The organism is Nocardioides pakistanensis, from assembly GCF_054781215.1.
In genome coordinates, this window is sequence record NZ_BAAGUV010000044.1 from 90,639 (window position 1) to 112,840 (window position 22,202).

19 protein-coding genes are annotated in these 22,202 nt (G+C 70.7%); 3 read left to right on the forward strand and 16 right to left on the reverse strand.

The genetic code is table 11. The features are described from left to right. Nucleotides 1–16 precede the first annotated feature (16 nt). From rplS to ACYVIH_RS16430, 6 genes are all read right to left on the reverse strand, one after another. Nucleotides 17–379 (reverse strand): 50S ribosomal protein L19, encoded by a 363-nt coding sequence (gene rplS, locus ACYVIH_RS16405; RefSeq protein ID WP_460870558.1) that lies wholly within the window; start codon nt 377–379, stop codon nt 17–19. A 176-nt stretch (nt 380–555) separates the two neighbouring features. Next, complete coding sequence (trmD, locus tag ACYVIH_RS16410; protein ID WP_460870559.1) at nt 556–1,326, reverse strand: tRNA (guanosine(37)-N1)-methyltransferase TrmD; 771 nt, start codon at nt 1,324–1,326, stop codon at nt 556–558. Between the two features lie 3 nt (nt 1,327–1,329). Next, complete coding sequence (gene rimM, locus ACYVIH_RS16415; protein ID WP_460870560.1) at nt 1,330–1,902, reverse strand: ribosome maturation factor RimM; 573 nt, start codon at nt 1,900–1,902, stop codon at nt 1,330–1,332. 90 nt (nt 1,903–1,992) lie between these two features. Further along, nucleotides 1,993–2,235 carry an RNA-binding protein gene (locus ACYVIH_RS16420; RefSeq protein ID WP_460870561.1) on the reverse strand — a complete coding sequence of 81 codons (243 nt, stop codon included), beginning with the start codon at nt 2,233–2,235 and terminating at the stop codon, nt 1,993–1,995. Nucleotides 2,236–2,240: 5 nt separating this feature from the next. Beyond that, nucleotides 2,241–2,786: a 30S ribosomal protein S16 gene (gene rpsP, locus ACYVIH_RS16425; RefSeq protein WP_460870562.1), complete on the reverse strand. Its 546-nt coding sequence runs from the start codon at nt 2,784–2,786 to the stop codon at nt 2,241–2,243. Between the two features lie 179 nt (nt 2,787–2,965). Next, complete coding sequence (locus tag ACYVIH_RS16430) at nt 2,966–4,720, reverse strand: ABC transporter ATP-binding protein (RefSeq protein ID WP_460870563.1); 1,755 nt, start codon at nt 4,718–4,720, stop codon at nt 2,966–2,968. Nucleotides 4,721–4,761: 41 nt separating this feature from the next. Between ACYVIH_RS16430 and ACYVIH_RS16435 the strand changes: the two genes are divergently transcribed. Next, nucleotides 4,762–5,295 carry a PH domain-containing protein gene (locus ACYVIH_RS16435; RefSeq protein WP_460870564.1) on the forward strand — a complete coding sequence of 178 codons (534 nt, stop codon included), beginning with the start codon at nt 4,762–4,764 and terminating at the stop codon, nt 5,293–5,295. 17 nt (nt 5,296–5,312) lie between these two features. Here the strand turns inward: ACYVIH_RS16435 and ACYVIH_RS16440 are convergent, their stop codons facing one another. From ACYVIH_RS16440 to ACYVIH_RS16455, 4 genes are all read right to left on the reverse strand, one after another. Further along, on the reverse strand, nt 5,313–6,371 hold the full coding sequence (locus tag ACYVIH_RS16440) for an ABC transporter permease (protein WP_460870565.1): 1,059 nt from the start codon (nt 6,369–6,371) through the stop codon (nt 5,313–5,315). Then, on the reverse strand, nt 6,368–7,909 hold the full coding sequence (locus ACYVIH_RS16445) for an ABC transporter permease (RefSeq protein ID WP_460870566.1): 1,542 nt from the start codon (nt 7,907–7,909) through the stop codon (nt 6,368–6,370). The genes ACYVIH_RS16440 and ACYVIH_RS16445 overlap by 4 nt, the downstream gene beginning before the upstream one ends. A 163-nt stretch (nt 7,910–8,072) precedes the next feature. Further along, nucleotides 8,073–9,884, reverse strand: a complete 1,812-nt coding sequence (locus ACYVIH_RS16450) for an ABC transporter family substrate-binding protein (RefSeq protein WP_460870567.1) — start codon at nt 9,882–9,884, stop codon at nt 8,073–8,075. Between the two features lie 233 nt (nt 9,885–10,117). Next, a complete protein-coding gene (locus ACYVIH_RS16455; RefSeq protein ID WP_460870568.1) occupies nt 10,118–12,385 on the reverse strand; it encodes a catalase in 2,268 nt (755 codons plus the stop codon). A 197-nt stretch (nt 12,386–12,582) separates the two neighbouring features. Here ACYVIH_RS16455 and ACYVIH_RS16460 point away from each other — a divergent pair, with 197 nt between their 5' ends. Next, entirely contained in the window at nt 12,583–13,338 is a 756-nt protein-coding gene (locus tag ACYVIH_RS16460; RefSeq protein WP_460870569.1) for a hypothetical protein, read from the forward strand. Between the two features lie 42 nt (nt 13,339–13,380). Here the strand turns inward: ACYVIH_RS16460 and ACYVIH_RS16465 are convergent, their stop codons facing one another. The 5 genes from ACYVIH_RS16465 to ACYVIH_RS16485 form a co-directional block, all read right to left on the reverse strand. Then, complete coding sequence (locus ACYVIH_RS16465) at nt 13,381–14,454, reverse strand: amidohydrolase family protein (protein WP_460870570.1); 1,074 nt, start codon at nt 14,452–14,454, stop codon at nt 13,381–13,383. A gap of 101 nt (nt 14,455–14,555) precedes the next feature. Next, nucleotides 14,556–16,124 carry a signal recognition particle protein gene (ffh, locus tag ACYVIH_RS16470; RefSeq protein WP_460870571.1) on the reverse strand — a complete coding sequence of 523 codons (1,569 nt, stop codon included), beginning with the start codon at nt 16,122–16,124 and terminating at the stop codon, nt 14,556–14,558. A gap of 64 nt (nt 16,125–16,188) precedes the next feature. Then, the gene (locus tag ACYVIH_RS16475) at nt 16,189–18,423 is read right to left on the reverse strand and encodes a [protein-PII] uridylyltransferase (RefSeq protein WP_460870572.1); all 2,235 of its coding nucleotides are present in this window, start codon (nt 18,421–18,423) and stop codon (nt 16,189–16,191) included. Between the two features lie 3 nt (nt 18,424–18,426). Continuing rightward, on the reverse strand, nt 18,427–18,765 hold the full coding sequence (locus tag ACYVIH_RS16480) for a P-II family nitrogen regulator (RefSeq protein ID WP_460870574.1): 339 nt from the start codon (nt 18,763–18,765) through the stop codon (nt 18,427–18,429). After that, nucleotides 18,762–20,141 carry an ammonium transporter gene (locus ACYVIH_RS16485; RefSeq protein ID WP_460870575.1) on the reverse strand — a complete coding sequence of 460 codons (1,380 nt, stop codon included), beginning with the start codon at nt 20,139–20,141 and terminating at the stop codon, nt 18,762–18,764. The genes ACYVIH_RS16480 and ACYVIH_RS16485 overlap by 4 nt, the downstream gene beginning before the upstream one ends. A gap of 216 nt (nt 20,142–20,357) precedes the next feature. Between ACYVIH_RS16485 and ACYVIH_RS16490 the strand changes: the two genes are divergently transcribed. After that, on the forward strand, nt 20,358–20,987 hold the full coding sequence (locus tag ACYVIH_RS16490; protein ID WP_460870576.1) for a TetR/AcrR family transcriptional regulator: 630 nt from the start codon (nt 20,358–20,360) through the stop codon (nt 20,985–20,987). Nucleotides 20,988–21,003: 16 nt separating this feature from the next. On the opposite strand, the gene ftsY is transcribed toward ACYVIH_RS16490, so the two are convergent. Beyond that, nucleotides 21,004–22,188, reverse strand: coding sequence for a signal recognition particle-docking protein FtsY (ftsY, locus tag ACYVIH_RS16495; RefSeq protein WP_460870577.1), 1,185 nt, complete (start codon nt 22,186–22,188; stop codon nt 21,004–21,006). Nucleotides 22,189–22,202: the final 14 nt, after the last annotated feature.

Consider the following 22,202-nt stretch of genomic DNA (forward strand, 5'->3'; position numbering starts at 1 on the left):
CCTAGCCAACGCCGGATCAGCTGGCGGGCGTCGCCTCGCGCTTCTCCTTGATCTTGGCGGCCTTGCCGCGGAGGTTGCGCAAGTAGTACAGCTTGGCGCGGCGGACGTCACCGCGGGTCACGACCTCGATCTTGTCGAAGATCGGGGAGTGCAGCGGGAAGGTGCGCTCGACGCCGACGCCGAAGGAGACCTTGCGGACCGTGAAGGTGCGGCCGACGCCGGAGCCCTGGACACGGATGCAGACGCCCTGGAACACCTGGATACGCGAGCGGTTGCCCTCGACGACCTTGACGTGCACCTTGAGGGTGTCGCCGGCGCGGAAGGCGGGGATGTCGTCGCGCTTCACCGAGGCGGCGAGCGTGTCGATGACGTTGGTCATGGCAGTCTCCTCGTCGGCGCCACAGGTCACCCACGGATGTCGTCACTCACGGGATCGAGTCGGTCCCCAGGACGGGAGCCTGGGTCATCACACGGCTCCACCCCCTGTGGCAGGTGGGCCGTCGGCTCACGGCGCCGTGAGGGCGCGCGTGCAGCCGCGATGCACTGGACCGAGGGTCAAGTCTGCCACAGGGCTCGGTCGGTGGCGAAATCGGCCAGCGCCTCACGGTCCCGGTCGCTGAGTGCCCCGGGAGGCATCGCGGCGAGCAGGTCGGGTCGGCGCAGCGCCGTACGCCGGAGCGCCTGGTCGCGCCGCCACCGGGCGATCTGCGCATGGTGACCGCTGAACAGCACCTCGGGCACGTCGAGCCCGCGCCAGCTCGGCGGCTTGGTGAAGACCGGGTACTCCAGCAGCCCGTCCCCGCCGTGTGATTCCTCGGCCAGCGACTCCGGGTTGCCCATGAACCCGGGCAGGAGTCGTACGACGGCCTCCACGACCACCAGGGCGGCCACCTCGCCACCGTTGAGCACGTAGTCGCCGATCGAGACCTCCCGGACCCGCATCCGCGTCCGGTAGTGGTCCATCACCCGCTGGTCGATGCCTTCGTAGCGGCCGCAGGCGAAGACCAGCCACTGCTCCTGGCTGAGCTCCTCGGCCATCGGCTGGGCGAGGCGCTCGCCCGAGGGCGTGGGCACGAGCAGCAGCGGGTCCCCGGGGCCGGCGGCGGCGATCTCGTCGAGCGCCTCGCCCCACGGCTCCGGCTTCATCACCATCCCCGCTCCCCCGCCGTAGGGGGTGTCGTCGACGGTGTGGTGCCTGTCGTGGGTCCACCGGCGCAGGTCGTGCACGTGCACCTCGAGCAGCCCCGACGCCTGCGCCTTGCCGGCCAGCGACAGCCCGAGCGGCGCCAGGTAGTCGGGGAAGATCGACACGACGTCGATGCGCATCGCTCAGGCGCCGCCTTCCTCGTCCTCGACGGCCGGCGCGAGCAGGCCGGGGCGGTCCTCGACCACGACCCGGCCGCCGGCGACGTCGACCTCGGGCACCAGCGCGGCGACGAAGGGCACCAGCACCTCGCGGCCGTCCGGCGTCCGCACCGACAGCAGGTCCTGGGCCGTGCCGTGCACGACCTCGGCGAGCTCGCCCACCTCCCCGCCTTCGGTGGTGACGACCCGCAGACCCACCAGCTGGTGGTCGTAGAACTCCTCGGGGTCCTCGGGCGCCTCGGCCGGGTCGATCTCGACGGCCAGCAGGAGGCCGCGGACCGCCTCGGCCGCGTTGCGGTCACGGATCTCCTCGAAGGTGACCAGCAACCGGGACTGGTGCCAGCGGGTGCCCTTCACTGCCAGGGACGCGGGCCGGGCGGCGCCGGGCGCCGTGCCCTGGGGTGACTGGGTGCGCAGCACCGCGCCGACCGCGAACCGCCGCTCCGGCTCGTCGGTGCGCAGCTCGACGGAGAGCTCGCCCTTCACGCCGTGCGGCTTGCCGATCCTGCCGACCACGACCTCGGTGCCTGCTGCCATCTCAGCTTCTCCTTACCGGCTCAGACGCGACGAGTGGGGAGGCCGACGACGGCCTCCCCACTCGCGGTGAGCTTCTCTCGTGTGCTGCGCTCAGCGACGCCGGTCCACGTCGACGAAGTCGACCCGGACGCCGCCGCGGCCGGCGAGCGCACCCATGACGGTGCGCAGCGCGGTGGCCGTGCGGCCGCCGCGGCCGATCACCTTGCCGAGGTCCTCGGGGTGCACGCGCACCTCGAGGAGCGAGCCCCGACGCAGCTGCTTGTCACGCACGGTGACGTCGTCGGGGTGGTCGACGATCCCTCGGACGAGGTGCTCGAGCGCGTCCACCAGCATGGTGATCAGGCCTTGTCGGCCGGCACGTCGGTGCTGGCGGCCTGCTGCTCGGCGTCGACGGCCTTGACCTCCTCGGCCTCAGCCTGCTCGGTCGCACCCTCGGGGGTCTCGACGCCCGGGGTCTCGGTGGCGGCCGGGGCCTCGGCCGCGGCCTCCTTGGCCTCGGACTTCTTGGCCTTCTTGGTCACCGCCTCGGCCTTCGGCTCGCTGGCGGCCTCCTTGAGGGCCTCGTTGAAGATCTCGGCCTTGTCGCGCTTGGGAGCGGCGGTCTTGAGGGTGCCCTCGGCACCTGGCTCGCCCTTGAACTTCTGCCAGTCGCCGGTGACCTTGAGGATCGCGGCCACGGCCTCGGAGGGCTGCGCGCCGACACCGAGCCAGTACTGCGCCCGCTCGGACTCGACCTCGATCAGCGAGGGCTCCTCCTTCGGGTGGTACTTCCCGATCTCCTCGATGACCTTGCCGTCACGCTTCTTGCGGGAGTCGACGACGACGACACGGTAGTGCGGCGCACGGATCTTGCCCATGCGCTTCAGACGGATCTTGACTGCCACGGGTGTGGTGTCTCCTTGCGAGCTTGTGAGTTGATGAGCGTCCCGCACCAGGTGGGGCCAGGCCGAGATCGCTGCGCTTGGTCGAGCGTGGCCGGGTGAGAGGGTCCGGCACGCAGGACTCGATCGGCCATTCTGCCAGACCGCCCCGCCCCGGCTCCAATCGAGCCGGTGGGCGGGCGTCAGGACACACCCTCCTGGGCGAGCAGCGCGTCGCGCTCGCGGCGCCGCTCCCGCTGCTCGTCCGGGTCCGGCACGGGTACGGCGGCCACCAGCCTGCGCGTGTAGGGGTCCTGGGCGTCGAACACGATCTGCTCGCGCGGACCCACCTCGACCAGCTTGCCGTGGTGCATCACCGCGATCCGGCTGGCCAGCATCTCCACCACCGCGAGGTCGTGGCTGATGAACAGGCAGGCGAAGCCGTGTTCGCGCTGCAGCTCCTGGAACAGCTCGAGGACCCGCGCCTGGACCGACACGTCGAGCGCGGACGTCGGCTCGTCGGCCACCAGCAGCTGCGGCTCGAGGGCGAGCGCCCTGGCGATGCCGACCCGCTGACGCTGGCCGCCGGAGAGCTCGTGCGGATAGCGGTTGCGCATCGCCCGGGGCAGCTGCACGTCGTCGAGCAGGGCCTCGACCCGCTCGTTGAGCTGCTTGCCGCGGAGCTTCTCGTGCAGGTAGAGCGGCTCGCCGATCGACTCCCCGATCGGCAGCCGGGGGTTCAGCGAGGAGCCGGGGTCCTGGAAGACGATGCCGACCTTGCGTCGCAGCGGCTTGAGGTCCTTGCCCTTGGCGTGCGTCATGTCGACGCCGGCGACCTTGAGCGAGCCCCCGGCCACCGGGAGCAGGCCCACCACGGCCCGGCCGATCGTGGTCTTGCCGGACCCGGACTCGCCGACCAGGCCGACCACCTCACCCTGCGCGATGGTCAGGTCGACCCCGTCCACGGCCCGGAACACCGGCTGCGACCCGCGCTTGGGGTACTCCAGGACCAGGTCCTTGATCTCGACCAGCGGGGTGCCGCGCTCCGTCTCGGGTGCGGGCTCCGCGACCGCGGCACCGCGCCGGTAGATCTCGTCGCCGTGGCCACCCTCCTCACCCTCTGCCGGGGCTGCGTGCCGGCCGAAGTGGGGCACCGCCGCGAGCAGCTGTTGGGTGTAGGGGTGCTGCGGGTGGTGGAAGATCTGGTCGGCGGTGCCGGTCTCGACGATCCGGCCGTCCTTCATCACGATGATCCGGTCGGCCATGTCGGCGACCACACCCATGTCGTGCGTGATCAGGATGATGCCGGCGTCGATGCGGTGGCGGAGGTCCTGCATCAGCTTGAGGATCTCGGCCTGCACCGTCACGTCGAGCGCCGTGGTCGGCTCGTCGGCGACGAGCAGCTTCGGCTCGCAGGCCAGTGCCTGCGCGATCATCGCCCGCTGTCGCTGCCCTCCCGAGAGCTGGTGCGGGAAGCTGTCGAAGCGTCGCTCGGGCTCGGGGATCTCCACGAGGCGGAGCAGCTCCAGGGCCCGCTCCTTGGCCTCCTTGGGGCTCATCGTGAAGTGCGAGCGCAACGTCTCCACGATCTGGAAGCCGATCGTGTAGACAGGGTTCAGCGCGGTCATCGGCTCCTGGAAGATCACCGAGATCTCGTTGCCGCGGACGTCCCGCATCCCCGCCCCGGTGAGGCCGATCAGCTCCTTGCCGTGCAGCTTCGCGCTGCCGGTCGCCCGGCCGTTGGGCGGGAGCAGACCGACCAGCGACATCGACGACTGCGTCTTGCCCGAACCGGACTCGCCCACGATCGCCAGCACCTCGCCGGCGTTGACGTGGTAGCTCACGTCGATCGCGGCCGGGTACCACGTGTCGTCGACCCAGAACGAGACGTTGAGCTTCTCGACCTCCAGGATCGGACCGTTGCCGCCCGACGTGGGCGTGCTGGTGCTGCTGCTCACCGTTCACCTTCCTGCGTCGAGATGCGTGCGAGAGTTGGGCCATGGGAGAGACGCTGACCTACCGGTCCGGCTTCTCGCGTGGCCTCGCGGTGGTCGCCGTGTCGCTGGCTGCCGCGCTGCTGGTGTGGCTGGCCGTCACCGATCCGCCGGCGGCACTGAGGTACGCCGGCCCGGTCGGCCTGGTGGCGGCGCTGGCCTGGCTGGGTTTCTGGCGCCCCGCCGTGGAGGTCAGCGACGGTGGCGTGCAGCTGCGCAACGTCTGGCGCACCGTGCACGTGCCGTGGCCGGCGCTCCAGGACGTCGACAGCCGGCTGGGCCTGCGCCTGGTGACCGCCTACGGCAGCTTCCAGGCCTGGGCCGTGCCCGCGCCCCGGCGCACCCGCGGTGGAGGACCTGTCGCGCCGAGCCAGGCCGCGACCTGGGTGGTCGAGCGCTGGGACCAGCTGAAGGCCGCGGGTTACCTGGACCGTCCCCGCCTGGAGCAGCCCCGGGCTCACACCACGCTGCACACCGGCGCCCTGGCCCTGTGCACAGGCCTGCTGGCGCTGAGCGTGGTCGGTGCGCTCGTCTCCTGAACGCAGCGAACGCGCGCTCACGAGGTCCCCTTCCGCTCGGCCCGCTCGATCTCGTCGGCCGCCAGCGCCCGCTGCATGCGGCGGGCGGACGGGATCCGGCGCTGACGCGGGTCGAACGCGTCGCGCAGGCCGTCGCCGATGAAGTTCACCGACAACGCGATGATGATGATGAACAGGCCCGGCCACCAGAACAGCCACGGCCGGGTGCCGAAGGCCGACTGGTACTGCGAGATCATCGTGCCCAGGGACACGTCGGGACTCCTCACCCCGAAGCCGAGGTAGCTCAGCGCGGTCTCCAGCAGCACCGCCGCCGACATCAGCAGCGTGGTGTTGACGATGATCACGCCCATCGCGTTGGGCAGCATGTGCTTGCGGATGATCCGGAAGTTACTCGCCCCGGCCACGCGGGCCGCATCGACGAACTCGCGTTCGCGCAGGGTCAGGAAGTCGCCCCGGACCAGGCGGGCCATGCCGGTCCAGGTGATCAGGCCGAGCGCGAGGGCCAGCCAGAACGCACCACCGGAACCGGCGAGCCGGCCGAGCACGGCACCGATCACGATCACCGGGAAGGTGATGATCAGGTCTGTCATCCGCATCAGGGCCTGGTCGACGGCTCCACGGTAGAAACCCGCAAGCGCGCCCACGGTGATCCCGACGAGCGTGGCGATGATTCCGATGATGAACATCACGATCAGCGACGTCTGCACGCCCTTCATCGTCCGCGCGAAGATGTCGCGACCGATCGTGTCCTGGCCGAACGGGAAGTCGCCGATCGCGAAGCCGGAGCCGCCCAGCCAGCTGGGCAGCGACATCGTCGGGCGGCCACCGGGGTTGGCCACCTCCAGCAGCTGGTTCGGGCCCCACTTCCACCAGCCGGGGATCGGGCCGATGCCGATCGAGGTGAAGGCCAGCAGTGCGACGAGCGCGATGCTGATCAGGCCGACGATCGCGCCCTTGTGTCGCAGGAAGCGTCTCCGGACGATCTGTCCCTGGGAGAGCCCCTCGACCTCCTTGAGCTCGATGGCGTTCTCGAGGTGCTCGCCCGGGACGCCGGGCGGTGGCGTGTCGATGCTCATGCGTTCACCCGGATCCGTGGGTCGAGAACGGCGTACAGGAGGTCGGCCACGAAGTTGGCGACCACGGCGAGGATGCCGACGATCAGGATGTAGGCCATGATCGGGTCGATCTCGCTCTGCTCGAGGGAGACCACGAAAAGCCTGCCCATGCCGAACCAGTTGAAGATGGTCTCGGTGATCACGGCGCCGCCGATCAGCGTGATGATGTCGACCGGGACGATCGAGGCGAGCGGGATCAGCGAGTTGCGGAACGCGTGGCGCATGATCACGGTGCGCTCGGTCAGCCCCTTCGCCCGGGCGGTGCGGATGTAGTCCTGGTTCATCACCTCGAGCATGCTCGCCCGTGCGTACCGGGTGTAGCTCGCGAACGAGATCAGCACCAGCGCCAGGCTCGGCAGGAGCAGGTGCGTGAACGAGTCGAGCGTCTCGACCCAGAAGCTGCCGGTCAGGCCGGGCGTCTTCGGCCCGATGGTCGCGATCGGCCGTCCCTTGATCAGGTTCGACTCGGAGTAGACCTGCCACACCGACATCACCCGGTCGGCGAACAGCAGGGCCGCCACGGGCACGGCGGCGAAGGCGGCCGTGCGTGCCGACTGCTTCCAGTCAGGACCGCCCCAGGCCCAGCCGACCAGCACCGCGACCAGGACCGTCACCGCCAGCAGCGCGAACATGATCGGCCAGCTGGCGCCGACGTAGTAGTAGAAGTACTGAAGGGGGTAGTACAGCGCGACCCCGATCGCCACCGTGGTCAGCGCTGCGTTGCGGGCCCGCTTGTTCCGCAGGCCGGTGGAGAGCTGGGTCGCCAGCAGGGCGATGCCCACACCGCTCACCGCGATCACCACGATGCCCAGGCCCGGGTCGCTCAGCCAACGGGTGACGTCGATGTAGACGAGCACCGCGAGCGTGACGGCGAACGCCACCGCGAGCACCTTTAGCTTCCGCGCCATCGCCCCGCCGGCCACGCCGGCCCAGATCGCACCGGACACCAAGGACAGCACGATCATCGTGGACCAGCTCAGGTCCGGGTCGTTGAGGAAGGTGTTGAACTCGATCGCGCCATACTGCTTGAGCAGCACCGCGACCCAGAACACCGGGAGCGAGTAGAGCAGGAAGGACATGAACGTCACGCCGTAGTCGAACCCGGTGTACTGGCGCAGCGCGCTGACGATGCCGACCGCGACGCCGAGCAGGATCGCCATCAGCGTGGCGGCGGTGACCAGCTGGATCGTGGTCATGATCGCGCCGCCGAGCTGGTCGGTGACCATCTGTCCGGAGCGCCACGCGACGCCGAGGTCGCACTGGCCGATGACGCACTTGCTCGCGCCGGCCACCCAGTCGACGTACCTGGTGACCACCGGTTCGTCGAGGTTGAGCTGCGCGATGCGGCCGTCGATCAGGGCCTGCTTGTTCGGGGCGGTGCTGGTCCTCAGGTCGTCGAGCGGGTCGATCGCGAGGTCGACCAGGACGTACATGAGGAAGGTCGACGCCAGTACCACCAGGGTGGACGTGGCGAATCGCCTCAGGATGAAGGTGAACATCTCGAAAGGTGCCTCACGGTTTCTGCGTGATCAGACACATGGGCCCTGACGCCGACGTTGTGGTCGGCACAGAGCCCCCTTGCACCCCGCAGGGGTGCCGACGCCGGTCCGGCGCCAGCACCCCCACGTGGTCAAACGTGATGGGTCAAAGCCTAGAGGTGGCTCAGCCCTGGCCTGCTTCCCACTCCCAGAAGCCGTGGAAGATGGTCGGCGACAGCTCGATCGGGTCGACGTTCGAGATGTTGTCGTTGTAGGCGGTCACGCTCGGGAACTGGTAGATCGTGACGCCGAAGCCGTCGGCCCACAGCTCCTTCTCGACCTCGATCTGGATCTCGAGCTGACGGTCCGGGTCGGTGGTGGTCTGCAGCTCGTCGTAGAGAGCGTCGACCTTCTTGCTGCTGAAACCACCGAAGTTGTTCAGACCGTTGGTGCGGTAGTTCGCGTCGGACTCGGTGACCGCGGTGGAGGTGGACTGCCAGCCGAACTCGGTGGCGTCGTACGTGCCGCTGCCCAGCAGCGAGCCCCAGTCGGCGTTGCCCTTGTCGACCACGTTGAAGCCGGCCTGCTTGGCGGACTGACGGATCAGCTCGAAGGACTCCTCACGACGGACGTTGCCGGCCGCGTAGAGGAACCGGACGTTGATCGGGGTCTGCACGCCCGCGTCGGCGAGCAGCTTCTTGGCACCCTCGATGTCGACCTCGTTGAACTCGGCCGAGCCGTTCTGCTCGATCATCTCGTCGTAGCCGGGGGCGCCGGGCACGATGGTCTGCGAGTTGCGCAGCTCGGCGTCGGGCTGCAGCGGGATGATCAGCTTGTCCAGGATCTCCTGGCGCGGGATCGTCTTGAGGAACGCCAGCCGCACGGCCTTGGCCTTCTCGGCGTCGCCGCCGTAGGTCTTCGGGTCGAACGGACCACCGTTGTTGTAGGTCAGGTCGACGTGCTCGTAGGTGGCCTCGGTGCCGGTCTCGACCTCGACGCCGTCGATGCCCTCGAGGGCCTGCAGCACGTCGGGGCTGGACTGGGGCGAGATCAGGTCGAGCTCGCCGTTCTGGAGAGCCTGCACGGAAGCGAGCGGGTCCTCGTTCCAGCGGATCGTGATCTTGTCGATCGCAGCCTTGCGGTCACCCTCGTAGTCGGGGTTGGCCTCCAGCGTCATGAACTGGTTCTCCTCGAACGCCGTCATCAGGTAGGCGCCGCTCGAGAGACGAAGCAGCTCGTCCTCGGGGTAGGAGGTGTAGTCGTAGCCGGTGTTCCAGAAGTTCGCGATCTTGGCGAGGGCGTCGTTGTCCTTCTCGTTGATCGCGCGCAGGAGCTCGTCCTTGGCCTCCTGCGGGTCGGTCACGTCGAGTGCCTGCATCACGGTCGCGTGGGCCGCGACGCCCATGTCGAAGGCGTCCTCCCAGTCCGCGAACGGCTTGTCGTAGGACAGCGTGATCGAGCGGCCGTCGTCACCGACCTCGGGGGTCTGGGTGACCAGCGCCATGCCGGCGGTCTGGCCGTCGAAGAACACCTGGCCGGCGCCGCTGTCGGCCGGAGCACCCGTGTCGGGGTCGCGCTCGACCTTGTCCGCGTCGACGTTGTTGAGCGCACCGCTCAGGGCGGCCCACTGGAGCATCAGGTCGGCCGCGTCGACGGGCGTGCCGTCGGACCACTGCATGCCCTCGTTGACGGTGTACTTGACCTGGAGCGGGTCCTCGGAGACGACCTCGTAGGTGCCGAAGGACTCGTCCGGGGTGAGCTCGAGGTCGGCGTTGTAGTAGTTGAACTCGCCGTTCATCAGGTAAAGGATGTTGGCGTTCGCCGTGGCGTTACCCGTCGACGTGTCGTCGTTGTAGGAGTAGAACGGCTGGTTCCATCCGATGTTGACCGAGGTGTCGCCCTGAGGCGCCTGCTCCTCCTCCTCGGCCGGCGGCGCACAGGCCGCGGCGACCAGACCGAACGCGACCACTGCGGTAGCAGCCGTGATCCTTCTCATCTTCACGATTCCTCCAAGGCGGTGGTTCGCACCGCGCATCTCATAACAACAGGTCGGCCACGCGACGAATCATCCACCGGGCCTCTCCCGCGGAGACTAGTGCTGTGAGGCAGGTCCGCGGGTAGGGCAAGGACGACTTGGCGTCGCATTGTTACGCAGATGAGACCTGGGTCACCACGCCGGTGCGGACGTGGTGACCCAGGCGGAGGATCGAGGGTTCCTGCGTACGGCGGTCAGCCCGCTGCTGCAGCCGGGAACCGCTCCCATGCCCGGTGGCTGCCGAGCAGCTCGACCACCGACGACGCGAGGTCGGCTGCCGTGTCGACGGTGACCACGCCGGCGTCGGCGGCGGAGAGCCCCGCGGCCTCCAGGGCGGCCACCCCGGGTCCGGTGGCGGCGATCGCCTTGGCGTGCCGGAAGGACTCGTCGAGGAGCAGCCGGACACGAGGGTCGATGCCGCCGCTCTCCGCGCCTGCCTTGGCGTCCCGGGACGGGACCGCGTCCGGCTGGGGGGCCATCGCACCGGTGAGCACGACCGCGTCGAACTCCACGGACCGGGCGGTGACCAACGTGCGCTGCACCGGCGTGCCGTCGGCCAGAGTGCCGCCCTTCGGCGCGAGCACCAGCGGCAGCAGCCCCGCCCCCACGAGCGCGTCACGGACCGCGGAGACCTGGTCGAGGTCGCTGGTGTCGTCGACGGCCACGGCGACCATCCGTCCGTCTGTCGGCCAGGTGTGGCCGAGCTGGGACAGTGCGGGGCTCGGCTCGGGCTCGGCCGGAGAGAGCGTCGGCTCGGGGGCCGGCAGGCCGAGACCCTCGGCGACCGCGCTGCACAGCTGCGCGTCCACGTTCGCCAGGCACTGCAGCTGCCGCTCCTTGACCGCCTGCTCGTAGCACTTGCCGAGCTCGAAGGTGTAGGCCCGGATCACGTGGTCCTGCTCGACCGGCGTGAGGCTCTTCCAGAACAGCCGGACCTGGCTGAAGTGGTCACCGAATGAAGCCGGTGCCCGCCGTACCTTCGGACCGGCCTCGACCGTCCGGGGCACCTCGACGTAGGCACCGGTCGCCTCGTCGGCGGCGAACGGGTTGCCGCCGTCGAGGCTGTTCGGCTTGTAGGGCGCCGCTCCGCCGTGCACGGCGTGCTGGTGGAAGCCGTCGCGGTGCATGTCGTTGACCGGGACGTGCGGCCGGTTGATCGGGATCTGGGCGAAGTTGGGACCACCGAGCCGCGTCAGCTGCGTGTCCAGGTAGGAGAACAGCCGCGCGTGCAGCAGCGGGTCGTCGGTGACGTCGATGCCCGGGACGAGGTGGCCGACGTGGAACGCGACCTGTTCGGTCTCGGCGAAGAAGTTCGTGGTGTTGGCGTTGAGGGTCATCTTCCCGATCGGCTGCACCGGTGCGAGCTCCTCGGGGACGATCTTGGTCGGGTCGAGCAGGTCGATCCCCTCGAACATCTGCTCAGGGGTGTCGGGGAAGACCTGGATGCCGAGCTCCCACTCGGGGTACGCGCCGGCCTCGATCGCGTCGAAGAGGTCACGGCGGTGGAAGTCCGGGTCGATCCCGCCGATCATCTGCGCCTCCTCCCAGGTCAGGGAGTGCACGCCGAGCTTGGGCTTCCAGTGGAACTTGACCAGCGAGGTCTCCCCCTCGGCGTTCACCAGCCGGAAGGTGTGGACGCCGAAGCCCTCCATCATCCGGTAGGAGCGCGGGATGCCACGGTCGGACATGTTCCAGATCGTGTGGTGCTGCGCCTCGGTGTGCAGCGAGACGAAGTCCCAGAAGGTGTCGTGCGCGCTCTGCGCCTGCGGGATCTCCCGGTCCGGGTGCGGCTTCCCGGCGTGGATGATGTCGGGGAACTTGATCCCGTCCTGGATGAAGAACACCGGCATGTTGTTGCCGACGAGGTCGAAGTTGCCCTCGCTGGTGTAGAACTTCGTCGCGAAACCGCGGGTGTCGCGCACCGTGTCCGCCGAACCACGAGAACCGAGGACCGTGGAGAACCGCACGAAGACCGGCGTCTCCACGTCCTTGCCGAGGAAGGCCGCCTTGGTGACGTTCGCTGCGTTGCCGTAGCCGACGAAGACGCCGTGCGCCCCGGCGCCGCGGGCGTGGACCACCCGCTCGGGGATCCGCTCGTGGTCGAAGTGCATGACCTTCTCGCGCAGGTGGTGGTCCTGCAGCAGCGTCGGACCGCGTTCGCCGGCCTTCAGCGAGTGGTCGGTGTCGTGGACGCGCACCCCCTGGGCGGTCGTCTGGTAGGCACCCTGCTGCGCCTTCGCGGTCCTGGGGGCGCCGGTCTCGGCGCCGGTCGGGGTGACCGTCGCCGGCCCGGTCTGGTCGGGCTTGGGCGGCAGGGGGTCGCGCGGGTCGGTGGGCTCCCGGAGCGAAGGCGGTTCGCTGCCCGGGACCCCCGGGACCTTCGGCTCGAGCATCTCGGAGAGCTTCTGGGCGGCCTTGCCGGCTGCCTTCTTGATGGACTCGGTGGGCTTGTCGGGGCTCATGTCGGCCTCCCTGAGAGAGTGTGCGTCGGCCTGTTCCGCCCGGTTACCCGCAGCCCCCGGCGCTACACCGACCCCGGCGGTGGAAATCTCGGGGGCTGTCCGGTGCCGGCCGGCTGTCGCCCGGGGCGGGGACAGCGCGGCGACCGAGCGTGACCGTGTGAGCCCCATCACGGTTGAACTGCGCAGAGCCGGGCAGGATGGCACCCGGTTCAGTCCGCGCCGCCCAGGAGATCTCGGTGTCCTACTCCCCCCGTCATGCAGCACCCCGTCATGCAGCTCCCCGCCGCCCTCCGGCCGCGCTGCGCGCCTTCACCGCGCTGCCGTCACCCCAGGTACGCCGGGGCTCGGCGGGACTCGCCGTGACGGCGGTGATCGCGGGCGGGGTCGCCTTCGCGGGAATCGGCGGCGACGGTGACGCGGAGGCCACTCCCGAGCACGGTGCGCAGACGGCGACCGGACCGACCGGGACGGCGGTGTCACAGCCCCAGCCTTCCCCGACCCGGCTCGCCCTGCTCTCCGCGAACAGCGACGCGGCGCGTCCGGCGCCAGGTCCCTCCACCGACTACCAGCCCCGGCACCGCGCCGACGTCCCCACCGACAGCAGCTCGACCGCCACCTCGGGCACCAGCGCCGGCTCGGCGGCCGCACCCACGGGCGAGGCGACCTCCGGTGGCGACGGGACCTCCTCGTCGACCCCGTCCCCCAGCACGAGCGGCTCGTCGGGTGGGTCCTCGAGCACGCCCCAGGGTTCGGGACAGCAGGACGAGCAGCAGCCGGCGCCGTCGGAGGAGCCGACGCCCAGCGGCGGCGAGACGCCGGACGACGAGTCGTCCGGCGGTCTGCTCGAGGAGGTCACCGGGCTCGTGCCGGGTCTCGACGCGCTGCCGAGCGCTCTCCCCAGCGTTCTTCCCACGGAGCTGCCCGGGACGTCGGGCGGCGGCCTGCTGCCCTGAGCCCGACCCCGGTCCGGGTGCAGGCGGAGGCCGCCACTGCGGCTAGCCGACCACCCTGCCCCGGAGCACGATCCGTGCCGGCTCCTTGAGCACCCCGAGGTCCTCCAGGGGACTGCGCGCGAAGACCACGAAGTCGGCCGCCGTACCCTCTGCCAGCGTGCCGTCGAGACCGAGCCACTCACGGGCCCGCCACGACGCGGCACCGAGGGCCTCGGCGTTGGACAGCCCGTAGGTCGCGAGCTCGATCACCTCGTCGCCGATCAGACCGTGCGGCAGCACACCGCCGGCGTCGGTGCCGGCGTAGATCGCCACACCGGCCTCGTGGGCGGCGCCGATCGTCTCCCGCCGACGGGCGTACAGGGAGCGCATGTGCTCGGCGTACGTCGGGAACTTCTCCTCCCCCGCCGAGGCGTAGTTGGGGAAGTTGTCCAGCTGCTTGACCGTCGGGACCAGCGCGACGCCGTTCGCGACCATCTGGTCGATCAGGCCGGTGTCGAGGCCGGTGCCGTGCTCGATGCAGTCGATGCCGGACTCGATCAGGTCGGGAAGCGCGTGCTCGCCGAAGACGTGGGCGGTGACTCGTGCCCCGTGGTCGTGGGCGACCTTGATCGCCTGCTCCACAGCATCCCGCGGCCACGACGGGGTCAGGTCGCCGGCCTCGCGCTCGATCCAGTCCCCGACCAGCTTGACCCAGCCGTCACCGCGCTGGGCCTCCTGCGCGACGTAGTCGGGCAGCTGCTCGGGCTCGATCTCGTGCGCGAAGTTGCGGATGTAGCGCTTGGTGCGTGCCAGGTGCCGACCGGCGCGGATCAGCCGCGGCAGGTCGTCGCGGTCGTGGATCCACGAGGTGTCCGCCGCGGAGCCGCAGTCGCGGATCAGCAGCGTGCCGGCGCTGCGGTCGGCCAGGATCTGCTCCTCCTGCACGTCCTCGGGCACGGCGCCGTGCGCGTCGAGCCCGACGTGGCAGTGCGCGTCGACGAGGCCCGGCACGATCCAACCCTCGGCGACGAGCTCGGCCGAGGCCTGCTTCTCGTAGGTGACCCGGCCGTCGACGACGTACAGGTCACGGGGCTCGCCGTCGGGCAGGACCGGTCCGCGGAACATCAGTGCGCTCATGGCGCCCGACGCTACCGGCTCTCCCCCAGCGCTGTGGACGCATCCCCGGCGGTGTGCCGCGTGTGGAGCGTCCGTAACCCCGCGTTACAGCACGGGAGGGGTCACTGCTTGGGGAGGTACTTCTCGAAGTCCGAGGGCAGCTGGAAGTCGTCGGGGTTCAGCTCCGGCGCGCCGTTGGGCAGGCCGAACGGGTTGGCGCCCGCGGCCGGTGCCTTCTGCGACGCGGCCTTCTCCTGCTGGGCGCGCTTCGCGGGGTTGCCGGAGCCGCGCTTGGCCTTGCCCTTCTTCGGCGCCTGCTTGGCCTTGCCCCGCTTGCCTCCCATGCCCGGCATCCCGGGCATGCCCGGCATCCCGGGGATGCCGCCGCCCTTGGCCATCGACATCATCATCTTGCGCGCCTCGAAGAACCGGTCGACGAGCTGGTTGACGTCGGAGACCTGGGTGCCCGAGCCGCGCGAGATCCGGGCCCGGCGGGAGCCGTCGATGATCTTCGGGTTCTCCCGCTCGGCGGGGGTCATCGACTGGATGATCGCCTGCACGCGGTCGATCTCGCGCTCGTCGAAGTTCTCGAGCTGGTCCCGGAACTGGCCCATCCCGGGCAGCATCCCCATGATCTTGGTCAGCGAGCCCATCTTGCGGATCTGCTGCATCTGCTCGAGGAAGTCGGTGAGCGTGAACTCCCCGCCCTGGCCGCTCAGCTTCGCCGCCGCCTTCGCGGCCTGCTCGGCGTCGAAGGTCTTCTCCGCCTGCTCGATCAGGGTCATCACGTCACCCATGTCGAGGATCCGCGAGGCCATCCGGTCGGGGTGGAACAGGTCGAAGTCGGTGAGCTTCTCGCCGGCCGACGCGAACATCACCGGCTTGCCGGTGATCGACCGGATCGACAGCGCCGCGCCGCCACGCGCGTCTCCGTCGAGCTTGGTCAGCACCACGCCGTCGTAGCCGACACCGTCGAGGAACGCCTGGGCGGTGTTGACCGCGTCCTGGCCGATCATCGCGTCCACAACGAACAGCACCTCGTCGGGATCCACCGCGTCGCGGATGTCCCGGGCCTGCTGCATCATCTCCTCGTCGAGGCCGAGGCGTCCGGCGGTGTCGACGATGACCACGTCGTGCAGGGTCCGCCTGGCCTCCTCGACGCCGCCGCGCGCAACGGCGACCGGGTCGCCGACGCCGTTGCCCGGCTCGGGTGCGTAGACCTTCACGCCCGCCCGCTCACCGTTGACCTGGAGCTGGGTGACCGCGTTGGGTCGCTGCAGGTCGGCGGCGACGAGCAGCGGGCTGTTGCCCTGCTCCTTGAGCCACAGTGCCAGCTTCGCGGCCAGCGTCGTCTTGCCGGCACCCTGCAGGCCGGCGAGCATGATCACCGTCGGCGGGGTCTTGGCGAAGCGCAGCCGCCGGGTCTCGCCGCCGAGGATGGTGACCAGCTCGTCGTTGACGATCTTGACGACCTGCTGGGCCGGGTTCAGCGCCTGGCTGACCTCCTCACCGCGGGCCCGCTCCTTGACCGCGGCGACGAACTCCTTGACCACCGGCAGCGCGACGTCGGCCTCGAGCAGCGCGATCCGGATCTCCCGGGCGGTCGCGTCGATGTCGGCCTCGGAGAGCCGACCCTTGCCCCGGAGGTTCTTGAAGGTCTCGGCAAGGCGGTCGGAGAGAGTCGCAAACAATGGTGGTCAGTCCTCGTGTCGACGTCGCAGGCGTGCGCGCCCTCCAGGTCGTCGTGCCGGAGGGTCAGACGTCAAGGGTAGCCGGGGCGGTGAGCGCCCGTCGTACGGCGTGCGCCGCCTCGGCCGCCCGCTCGTCACCGAGGGCGCCGGCGGCCTCCTCGTGGACGTAGAACACGTCGACCGCCTGCGGCCCGAGGGTGCTCACGTGCGCGGAGCGGACGGCGATGCCCGCCTCGGCCAGGGCCCGGCAGACCAGGTGCACGACACCGGGCCGGTCGGCCGTGCGCACCTCCAGCACCGTCGAGCGGCGCGACGCCTCGGGGTGCACCGCGACCGCGGGCTCCAGCTCGGTCCGCGCGGTCCGCCCCAGCCGGATCCCCGGGTCGACGCGGCCGGCCAGGATGGCGACGACCTGCTCGCGCAGCACCGCCGGGTCCACCGCGTCGTCGACCTGCCACTCCGACACGGCGTGCTCGTCCTGGGTCCAGGCCCGCGCGGCCCGGATCGGCACCCGGAGCAGGCCCAGGGCACCGGACACGGCTGCGAGCAGGCCGACGCGGTCACCGGTGACCAGGCGGACCAGGAACCCGTGCTCGTCGGGATCCACGCGCACGACGACCTCGGAAGCGTTGCGGAGCACCTGCGCCGGGACCGCGACGTGACCGGCCGGCTCGGGCACCGACTGCCCGCCTGCCAGGGCCGAGCGCACCTTGGTCACCAGCTCCGCGACCAGCGCAGCACGCCACGGCGTCCATGCCTTCGGTGCGGTGGCACGGGCGTCCGCCTCGGTGAGCACGGCGAGCAGCTCGAAGGTCTCGAGGTCCTCGATCCGCTTGGTCACGTGTTCGAGGGTGGCGGGGTCCTCGAGGTCACGCGTGGTGGCCACCTCGGGCAGCAGCAGGTGCCAGCGGACCAGCGTGGCGATCGTGGCGGCGTCGTGCCCGTCGAAGCCGAGCCGTCCGGCCGCGGCGGCGGCGAGCGGCTCCCCCGCCGCGCAGTGCTCCCTCGTGGAGCCCTTGCCGATGTCGTGCAGCAGCGCCGCCACGACCAGCAGGTCGGGCCGGGCCACGCGCCGGATCAGCCCGGCCGCCTCGATGCACGTCTCCACCAGGTGCCGGTCGACGGTGAACCGGTGCACGACCGAGGCGTGCGGGAGCAGCCGCACCCGCTCCCACTCCGGGAGCAGCCGGCCGAGGGCGCCGGTCTCGTCGAGCGTCTCCCAGACCGGGAGCAGACCCGGCCCGGCGGCGAGCAGCCGGACGAGCAGTCCGCGCGCGTCGGCCGGCCACGGGTCCGGCAGGTCTGCGGCATCCCGCAGGAGCCGCGCCACGGTGTGCGGGGAGAGGATCAGGTCGCGCTCGGCGGCCTCCGCCGCTGCGCGGAGCAGGGTCGTCAGGTCGGGTCCGGTGGCCCGGTGGACGACGACCTCGTCGTCGGCCCGCGCGATCCCGGGGGCGAGCGGCACGAGCACCGGCCCGGGGGTACGGCGGTCACCGGACCGGGGTGCCGCGAGCACGCCGTCGACCCGCCGCCAGGTCAGCCGGGAGAGGTGGGTGATCCGCCGCCCGATCTCACGGACCACCCGTTGGGCGCTGTCCGGCCCGTCGTGGCCGAGGGCGACGGCGAGGTCGTCCCAGGCCTCCGGCGCGATCCGGTCCGAGGCCCGCCCCGCCAGCGTGTGCACGGCGTCGCGGACGTCCAGCAGCGCCTGCCTGCTGCGCTCGAGCTCGGTGTGCGGGACGTCGACGAGCCAGGTGGCGACCAGGGCGTTGAGGATCGTCGCGTCGCGCAGCCCGCCTCCTGCCTCCTTCAGGTCGGGCACGGTGGCGTGCGCCAGCTCCCCTGCCCGTCGTACTCGCTGCTCGACCAGCTCGCGCAGCTCGGGCAGCCGGCCGCGGGCCTCCCGGCGCCACTGGGCGAGCAGGGCGGAGCGCAGCCGGAGGGTGACCGAGGGGTCCCCGGCGAGGTGGCGTGCGTCGAGGAGTCCCAGCGCGACCCGTACGTCCTGCTTGGCCGCCGCGGTGACCTCGTGCAGCGCCCGCACCGCGTGGTCGAGGTGGACGCCGGAGTCCCAGAGCGGGTACCACACCTCGGCGGCCACCGGGCCGATGTCGGCGTCCTCGGTGTGCACGAGGACCACGTCGAGGTCGGAGTGCGGCGCGAGCTCCCGGCGCCCGTAGCCGCCGACCGCCACGAGCGCCACCCCGGTGTCAGAGCGACCCCCGAGGGCACGCGCGAACGCTGCCGAGCACAGGGCGTCGGCAGCGTCCGCGCGGAGCCGTCGTTCCTCGGCGGTCACGGGCTACAGAGCCGCCTCGTCACGGTCCCCGGTGCGGACCCGGACCGCGCTCTCCACCGGGACCACCCACACCTTGCCGTCCCCGATCCGGCCGGTCTGGGCGCTCTTGACGATGATCCCGACGATGTCGTCGGCGTCCTGGTCCTCGGTGACGATCTCGATCCGGATCTTCGGCACCAGCGCGACGTCGTACTCCGCACCGCGGTAGACCTCGGTGTGGCCCTTCTGGCGGCCGTAGCCGCTGACCTCGCTGACGGTCATGCCGGTGACCCCGAAGGTCTCGAGGGCCTCGCGGACCTCTTCCCACTTGTGCGGCTTGATCACCGCGGTCACGAGCTTCATGCGTTGACTCCTTCACTCTTCGCGGGCTCGACCGGAGCGGCTGCCGCAGCTGCCGCCACCGGCGACCGGCCGCCGGACCGCGACACGAACTCGTAGGCGGTCTCCCCGTGCTCCACGAGGTCGATGCCCTCGACCTCGTCCTCGTCGGCGACCCGCCAGCCCATCGTGTGCTTCAGGGCGAGGGCGATGACGAGGGTGATGACCCCGGACCAGAGGACGGCGAACAGGGCGATCACGGTCTGCACGACGAGCTGGGACACTCCCCCGCCGTAGAACAGCCCCGTGGTGGTGGACAGCAGCCCGATCGCCACCGTGCCCACGAGACCCGCCACGAGGTGCACGCCCACGACGTCGAGCGAGTCGTCGTACCCGAACCGGTACTTCAGGCCGACCGCGAGTGCGGCGACCGCGCCGGCGACCGCGCCCAGGCCCAGCGACCCCACCGGGCTCAGCGAGCCGCAGGCCGGGGTGATCGCGACCAGACCCGCCACCACACCCGACGCGGCACCCAGGCTGGTGCCCTTGCCGTCGCGGATCTTCTCCACCAGCAGCCAGCCGAGCATCGCGGCGGCGGCCGCGGCGGTCGTGTTCACCCACACCAGCCCGGTCTCGCCGACGAAGTTCGTGGCGAACTGCACCGAGTTGTCGAACGCCGCACCGGCCTCACCCGCCACCGAGGGGGTGGCGGCCGGGACGAACGAGCCGACGTTGAAGCCGTACCAGCCGAACCACAGCAGCCCCGCGCCGAGCATCGTGAACGGCAGGTTGTGCGGCCGCATGACCTCCTTGCCGAACCCCCGGCGTGCGCCGATCACCAGCACCAGCACGAGTGCCGCGACGCCGGCGTTGACGTGCACGACGGTGCCGCCGGCGTAGTCGACCGGGGCGACGCCGTCGTAGAACCAGGTCGCCAGCGCGCCCTCGGCGCCGCTGAGGAAGCCGCCGCCCCAGACCATGTGGGCGAGCGGGAAGTACGACAGCGTGACCCAGATCGGCACGAACACCATCCAGGTGGAGAACTTCACGCGGTCGGCGATCGCGCCGCTGACCAGGGCCGCGGTGATGATCGCGAAGGTCAGCTGGAAGGCGACGCTGAGGTAGGCGCCCGCGTCGAGGTCGGCGAGGCCGAAGAGCTCGAACGGGTTGCCGAACAGACCGGCCTTGTCTGCACCGAAGGCGTCGGTGCCGTACGACATCGACCAGCCCCACAGGATGTAGACGACCGTGACGATGCCCATCGCGCCGAAGGACATCATCATCATGTTCAGGACGGACTTGGATCGCGTCATGCCCCCGTAGAAGAACGCCAGCCCGGGCGTCATCAGCAGGACGAGGGACGCGGCAGTGAGAACCCAGGCTGCGTGGCCGGTGTCCATGAAACCTCCAGAGTTGCTCGGGGAGGGTGGACCGCCACGACCACGATGTCGCGCCGCCCCACCTCGATGACCACACCTTCGTGCGGGGAGGTTTCGTCCGCCGGCGCGTGCTGTTGCGTCCAGGTGACGTCTGTGCGCGTTGTGTTACGCGGAGGTGACGCATTCCTTTACCCGAGCGGGCGACAGAGTTCCGGATACCCGGGTATCGTCTTTCCCATGGCCACCGAAGCCCCTGCGACCCCCGAACAGCCCGTACGCCGAGGCCGCGGACGTCCCCGCGACCCGCAGACGGACGAGCGAATCATCGAGGCAGCGGCGGCGCTGCTCCGCAAGCGCGGCTTCGAGCGGATGACCGTCGACGACGTCGCCGCCGAGGCCGGCGTCGGCAAGGCGACGGTGTACCGCCGCTGGCCCAGCAAGGACGACCTCGCGGTCGCGGCGATGGAGCGGCTGTACTCGGTGGAGATGCCGCACCCCGACACGGGCTCGATCGTCACCGACCTGACCGAGAGCTACCGCGCAGTGGTCAGCTTCGTGGGCTCGCCGGAGGGCTCGGCCTACCTGAAGATGTCGATCGCCGAGTCCGTCCGTGACGAGCGGATCGCGGCGCTGTACCGCACCGCGACCGAGCGCACCGAGGACCAGGCGCGACAGATGTTCCAGCGCGCGATCGACCGCGGCGAGCTTCGCCCCGACATCGACCTCGACTGCTGCGTGCAGTGGCTCGGTGGCGTGATCGCCGCCCGCGCGATCACCAACCGCCCGCTGCCGACCGCGGCCGACGTCCCCCACCTGGTGAAGATGACCTTGCGCGGCGCTCTTGTGGAGAACGACCAGAAGGACTGACCCCCGGCGCCTCCGGCTAGGAGCCGGTGCGCCCCAGCAGCGCGTCGGCGAACGCCTCCGGCTCGAACGGCGCCAGGTCGTCGGCGCCCTCGCCGATCCCGACGAGCTTGACCGGCACGCCGAGCTCACGCTGGACCGCGACCACGATCCCACCCTTGGCCGAGCCGTCGAGCTTGGTGAGCACGATCCCGGTGACGTTGACGACCTCGCTGAACACGCGGGCCTGCACCATGCCGTTCTGCCCGGTGGTCGCGTCGAGCACGAGCAGCACCTCGGTGACCGGCGCCTGCTTCTCGATCACCCTGCGCACCTTGCCGAGCTCGTCCATCAGGCCGGCCTTGTTCTGCAGCCGGCCCGCGGTGTCGACGATGACCGTGTCGGCCTCCTGCTCGACCCCGGTCTTCACCGCCTCGAAGGCCACGCTGGCGGGGTCGCTCCCCTCGGGCCCGCGTACGGCGGGCACCCCGACGCGCTCCCCCCAGGTCGCCAGCTGTTCGGCCGCCGCCGCACGGAAGGTGTCCGCCGCCCCGAGCACGACCTGCTTGTCCTCGGCGACGAGCACCCGGGCGAGCTTGCCGACGGTGGTCGTCTTGCCCGTGCCGTTGACGCCGACGACCAGGACCACGCCGGGGCGTCCCTCCTGGCGGCTGACGTTCAAGGAGCGGTCCATGGACGGGTCGACCAGGGTGACCAGCTCCTCGCGGAGGATGTCCTCCACACCGGCGGAGGTCTTCCCCTCCACCTTCATCCGGGTGCGCAGTCGGGCCACCAGCTCCTGGGTCGGACCGACGCCGACGTCGGCGGTGATCAGGGTGTCCTCGATCTCCTCCCACGTGTCCTCGTCGACGACGTCGCGGGACAGCAGCGCCAGCAGGCCGCGGCCGAGCGGGCCCTGCGAGCGGGCGAGGCGCTCGCGGAGCCGGACCAGCCGGCTCGCTGCCGACTCCGGCTTCTCGATCGCCGGAGCGGGGGGCGCTTCGGGGAGGGTGGTGTCCTCGATGGTCCGGGTGGGGGTGTCCCGGGGGGTCTCGGGCTCCTCGCCGACCGCGGGCTCCGGCGGGGCCGCGACCTCCGTCGAGGGACGCTCCTTCTCGAGCGTGCCTGCCCTGCCCCGGCCTCGCGTGCGGGTCGTGACGAGACCGACGACGAGAGCCAGGAAGACGACGGCGATGCCGATGACGAGATACAGATACTCACCCACGGGCACCATCCAAC

What these genes read in the sequence shown, in the direction of transcription:
- rplS (WP_460870558.1), bottom strand. Translation starts at nt 379, where the DNA reads ATGACCAACGTCATCGACACGCTCGCCGCCTCGGTGAAGCGCGACGAC.
- trmD (WP_460870559.1), bottom strand. Translation starts at nt 1,326, where the DNA reads ATGCGCATCGACGTCGTGTCGATCTTCCCCGACTACCTGGCGCCGCTC.
- rimM (WP_460870560.1), bottom strand. Translation starts at nt 1,902, where the DNA reads ATGGCAGCAGGCACCGAGGTCGTGGTCGGCAGGATCGGCAAGCCGCAC.
- ACYVIH_RS16420 (WP_460870561.1), bottom strand. Translation starts at nt 2,235, where the DNA reads ATGCTGGTGGACGCGCTCGAGCACCTCGTCCGAGGGATCGTCGACCAC.
- ACYVIH_RS16435 (WP_460870564.1), top strand. Translation starts at nt 4,762, where the DNA reads ATGGGAGAGACGCTGACCTACCGGTCCGGCTTCTCGCGTGGCCTCGCG.
- ACYVIH_RS16440 (WP_460870565.1), bottom strand. Translation starts at nt 6,371, where the DNA reads ATGAGCATCGACACGCCACCGCCCGGCGTCCCGGGCGAGCACCTCGAG.
- ACYVIH_RS16445 (WP_460870566.1), bottom strand. Translation starts at nt 7,909, where the DNA reads ATGTTCACCTTCATCCTGAGGCGATTCGCCACGTCCACCCTGGTGGTA.
- ACYVIH_RS16450 (WP_460870567.1), bottom strand. Translation starts at nt 9,884, where the DNA reads ATGAGAAGGATCACGGCTGCTACCGCAGTGGTCGCGTTCGGTCTGGTC.
- ACYVIH_RS16455 (WP_460870568.1), bottom strand. Translation starts at nt 12,385, where the DNA reads ATGAGCCCCGACAAGCCCACCGAGTCCATCAAGAAGGCAGCCGGCAAG.
- ACYVIH_RS16460 (WP_460870569.1), top strand. Translation starts at nt 12,583, where the DNA reads ATGGCACCCGGTTCAGTCCGCGCCGCCCAGGAGATCTCGGTGTCCTAC.
- ACYVIH_RS16465 (WP_460870570.1), bottom strand. Translation starts at nt 14,454, where the DNA reads ATGAGCGCACTGATGTTCCGCGGACCGGTCCTGCCCGACGGCGAGCCC.
- ACYVIH_RS16480 (WP_460870574.1), bottom strand. Translation starts at nt 18,765, where the DNA reads ATGAAGCTCGTGACCGCGGTGATCAAGCCGCACAAGTGGGAAGAGGTC.
- ACYVIH_RS16485 (WP_460870575.1), bottom strand. Translation starts at nt 20,141, where the DNA reads ATGGACACCGGCCACGCAGCCTGGGTTCTCACTGCCGCGTCCCTCGTC.
- ACYVIH_RS16490 (WP_460870576.1), top strand. Translation starts at nt 20,358, where the DNA reads ATGGCCACCGAAGCCCCTGCGACCCCCGAACAGCCCGTACGCCGAGGC.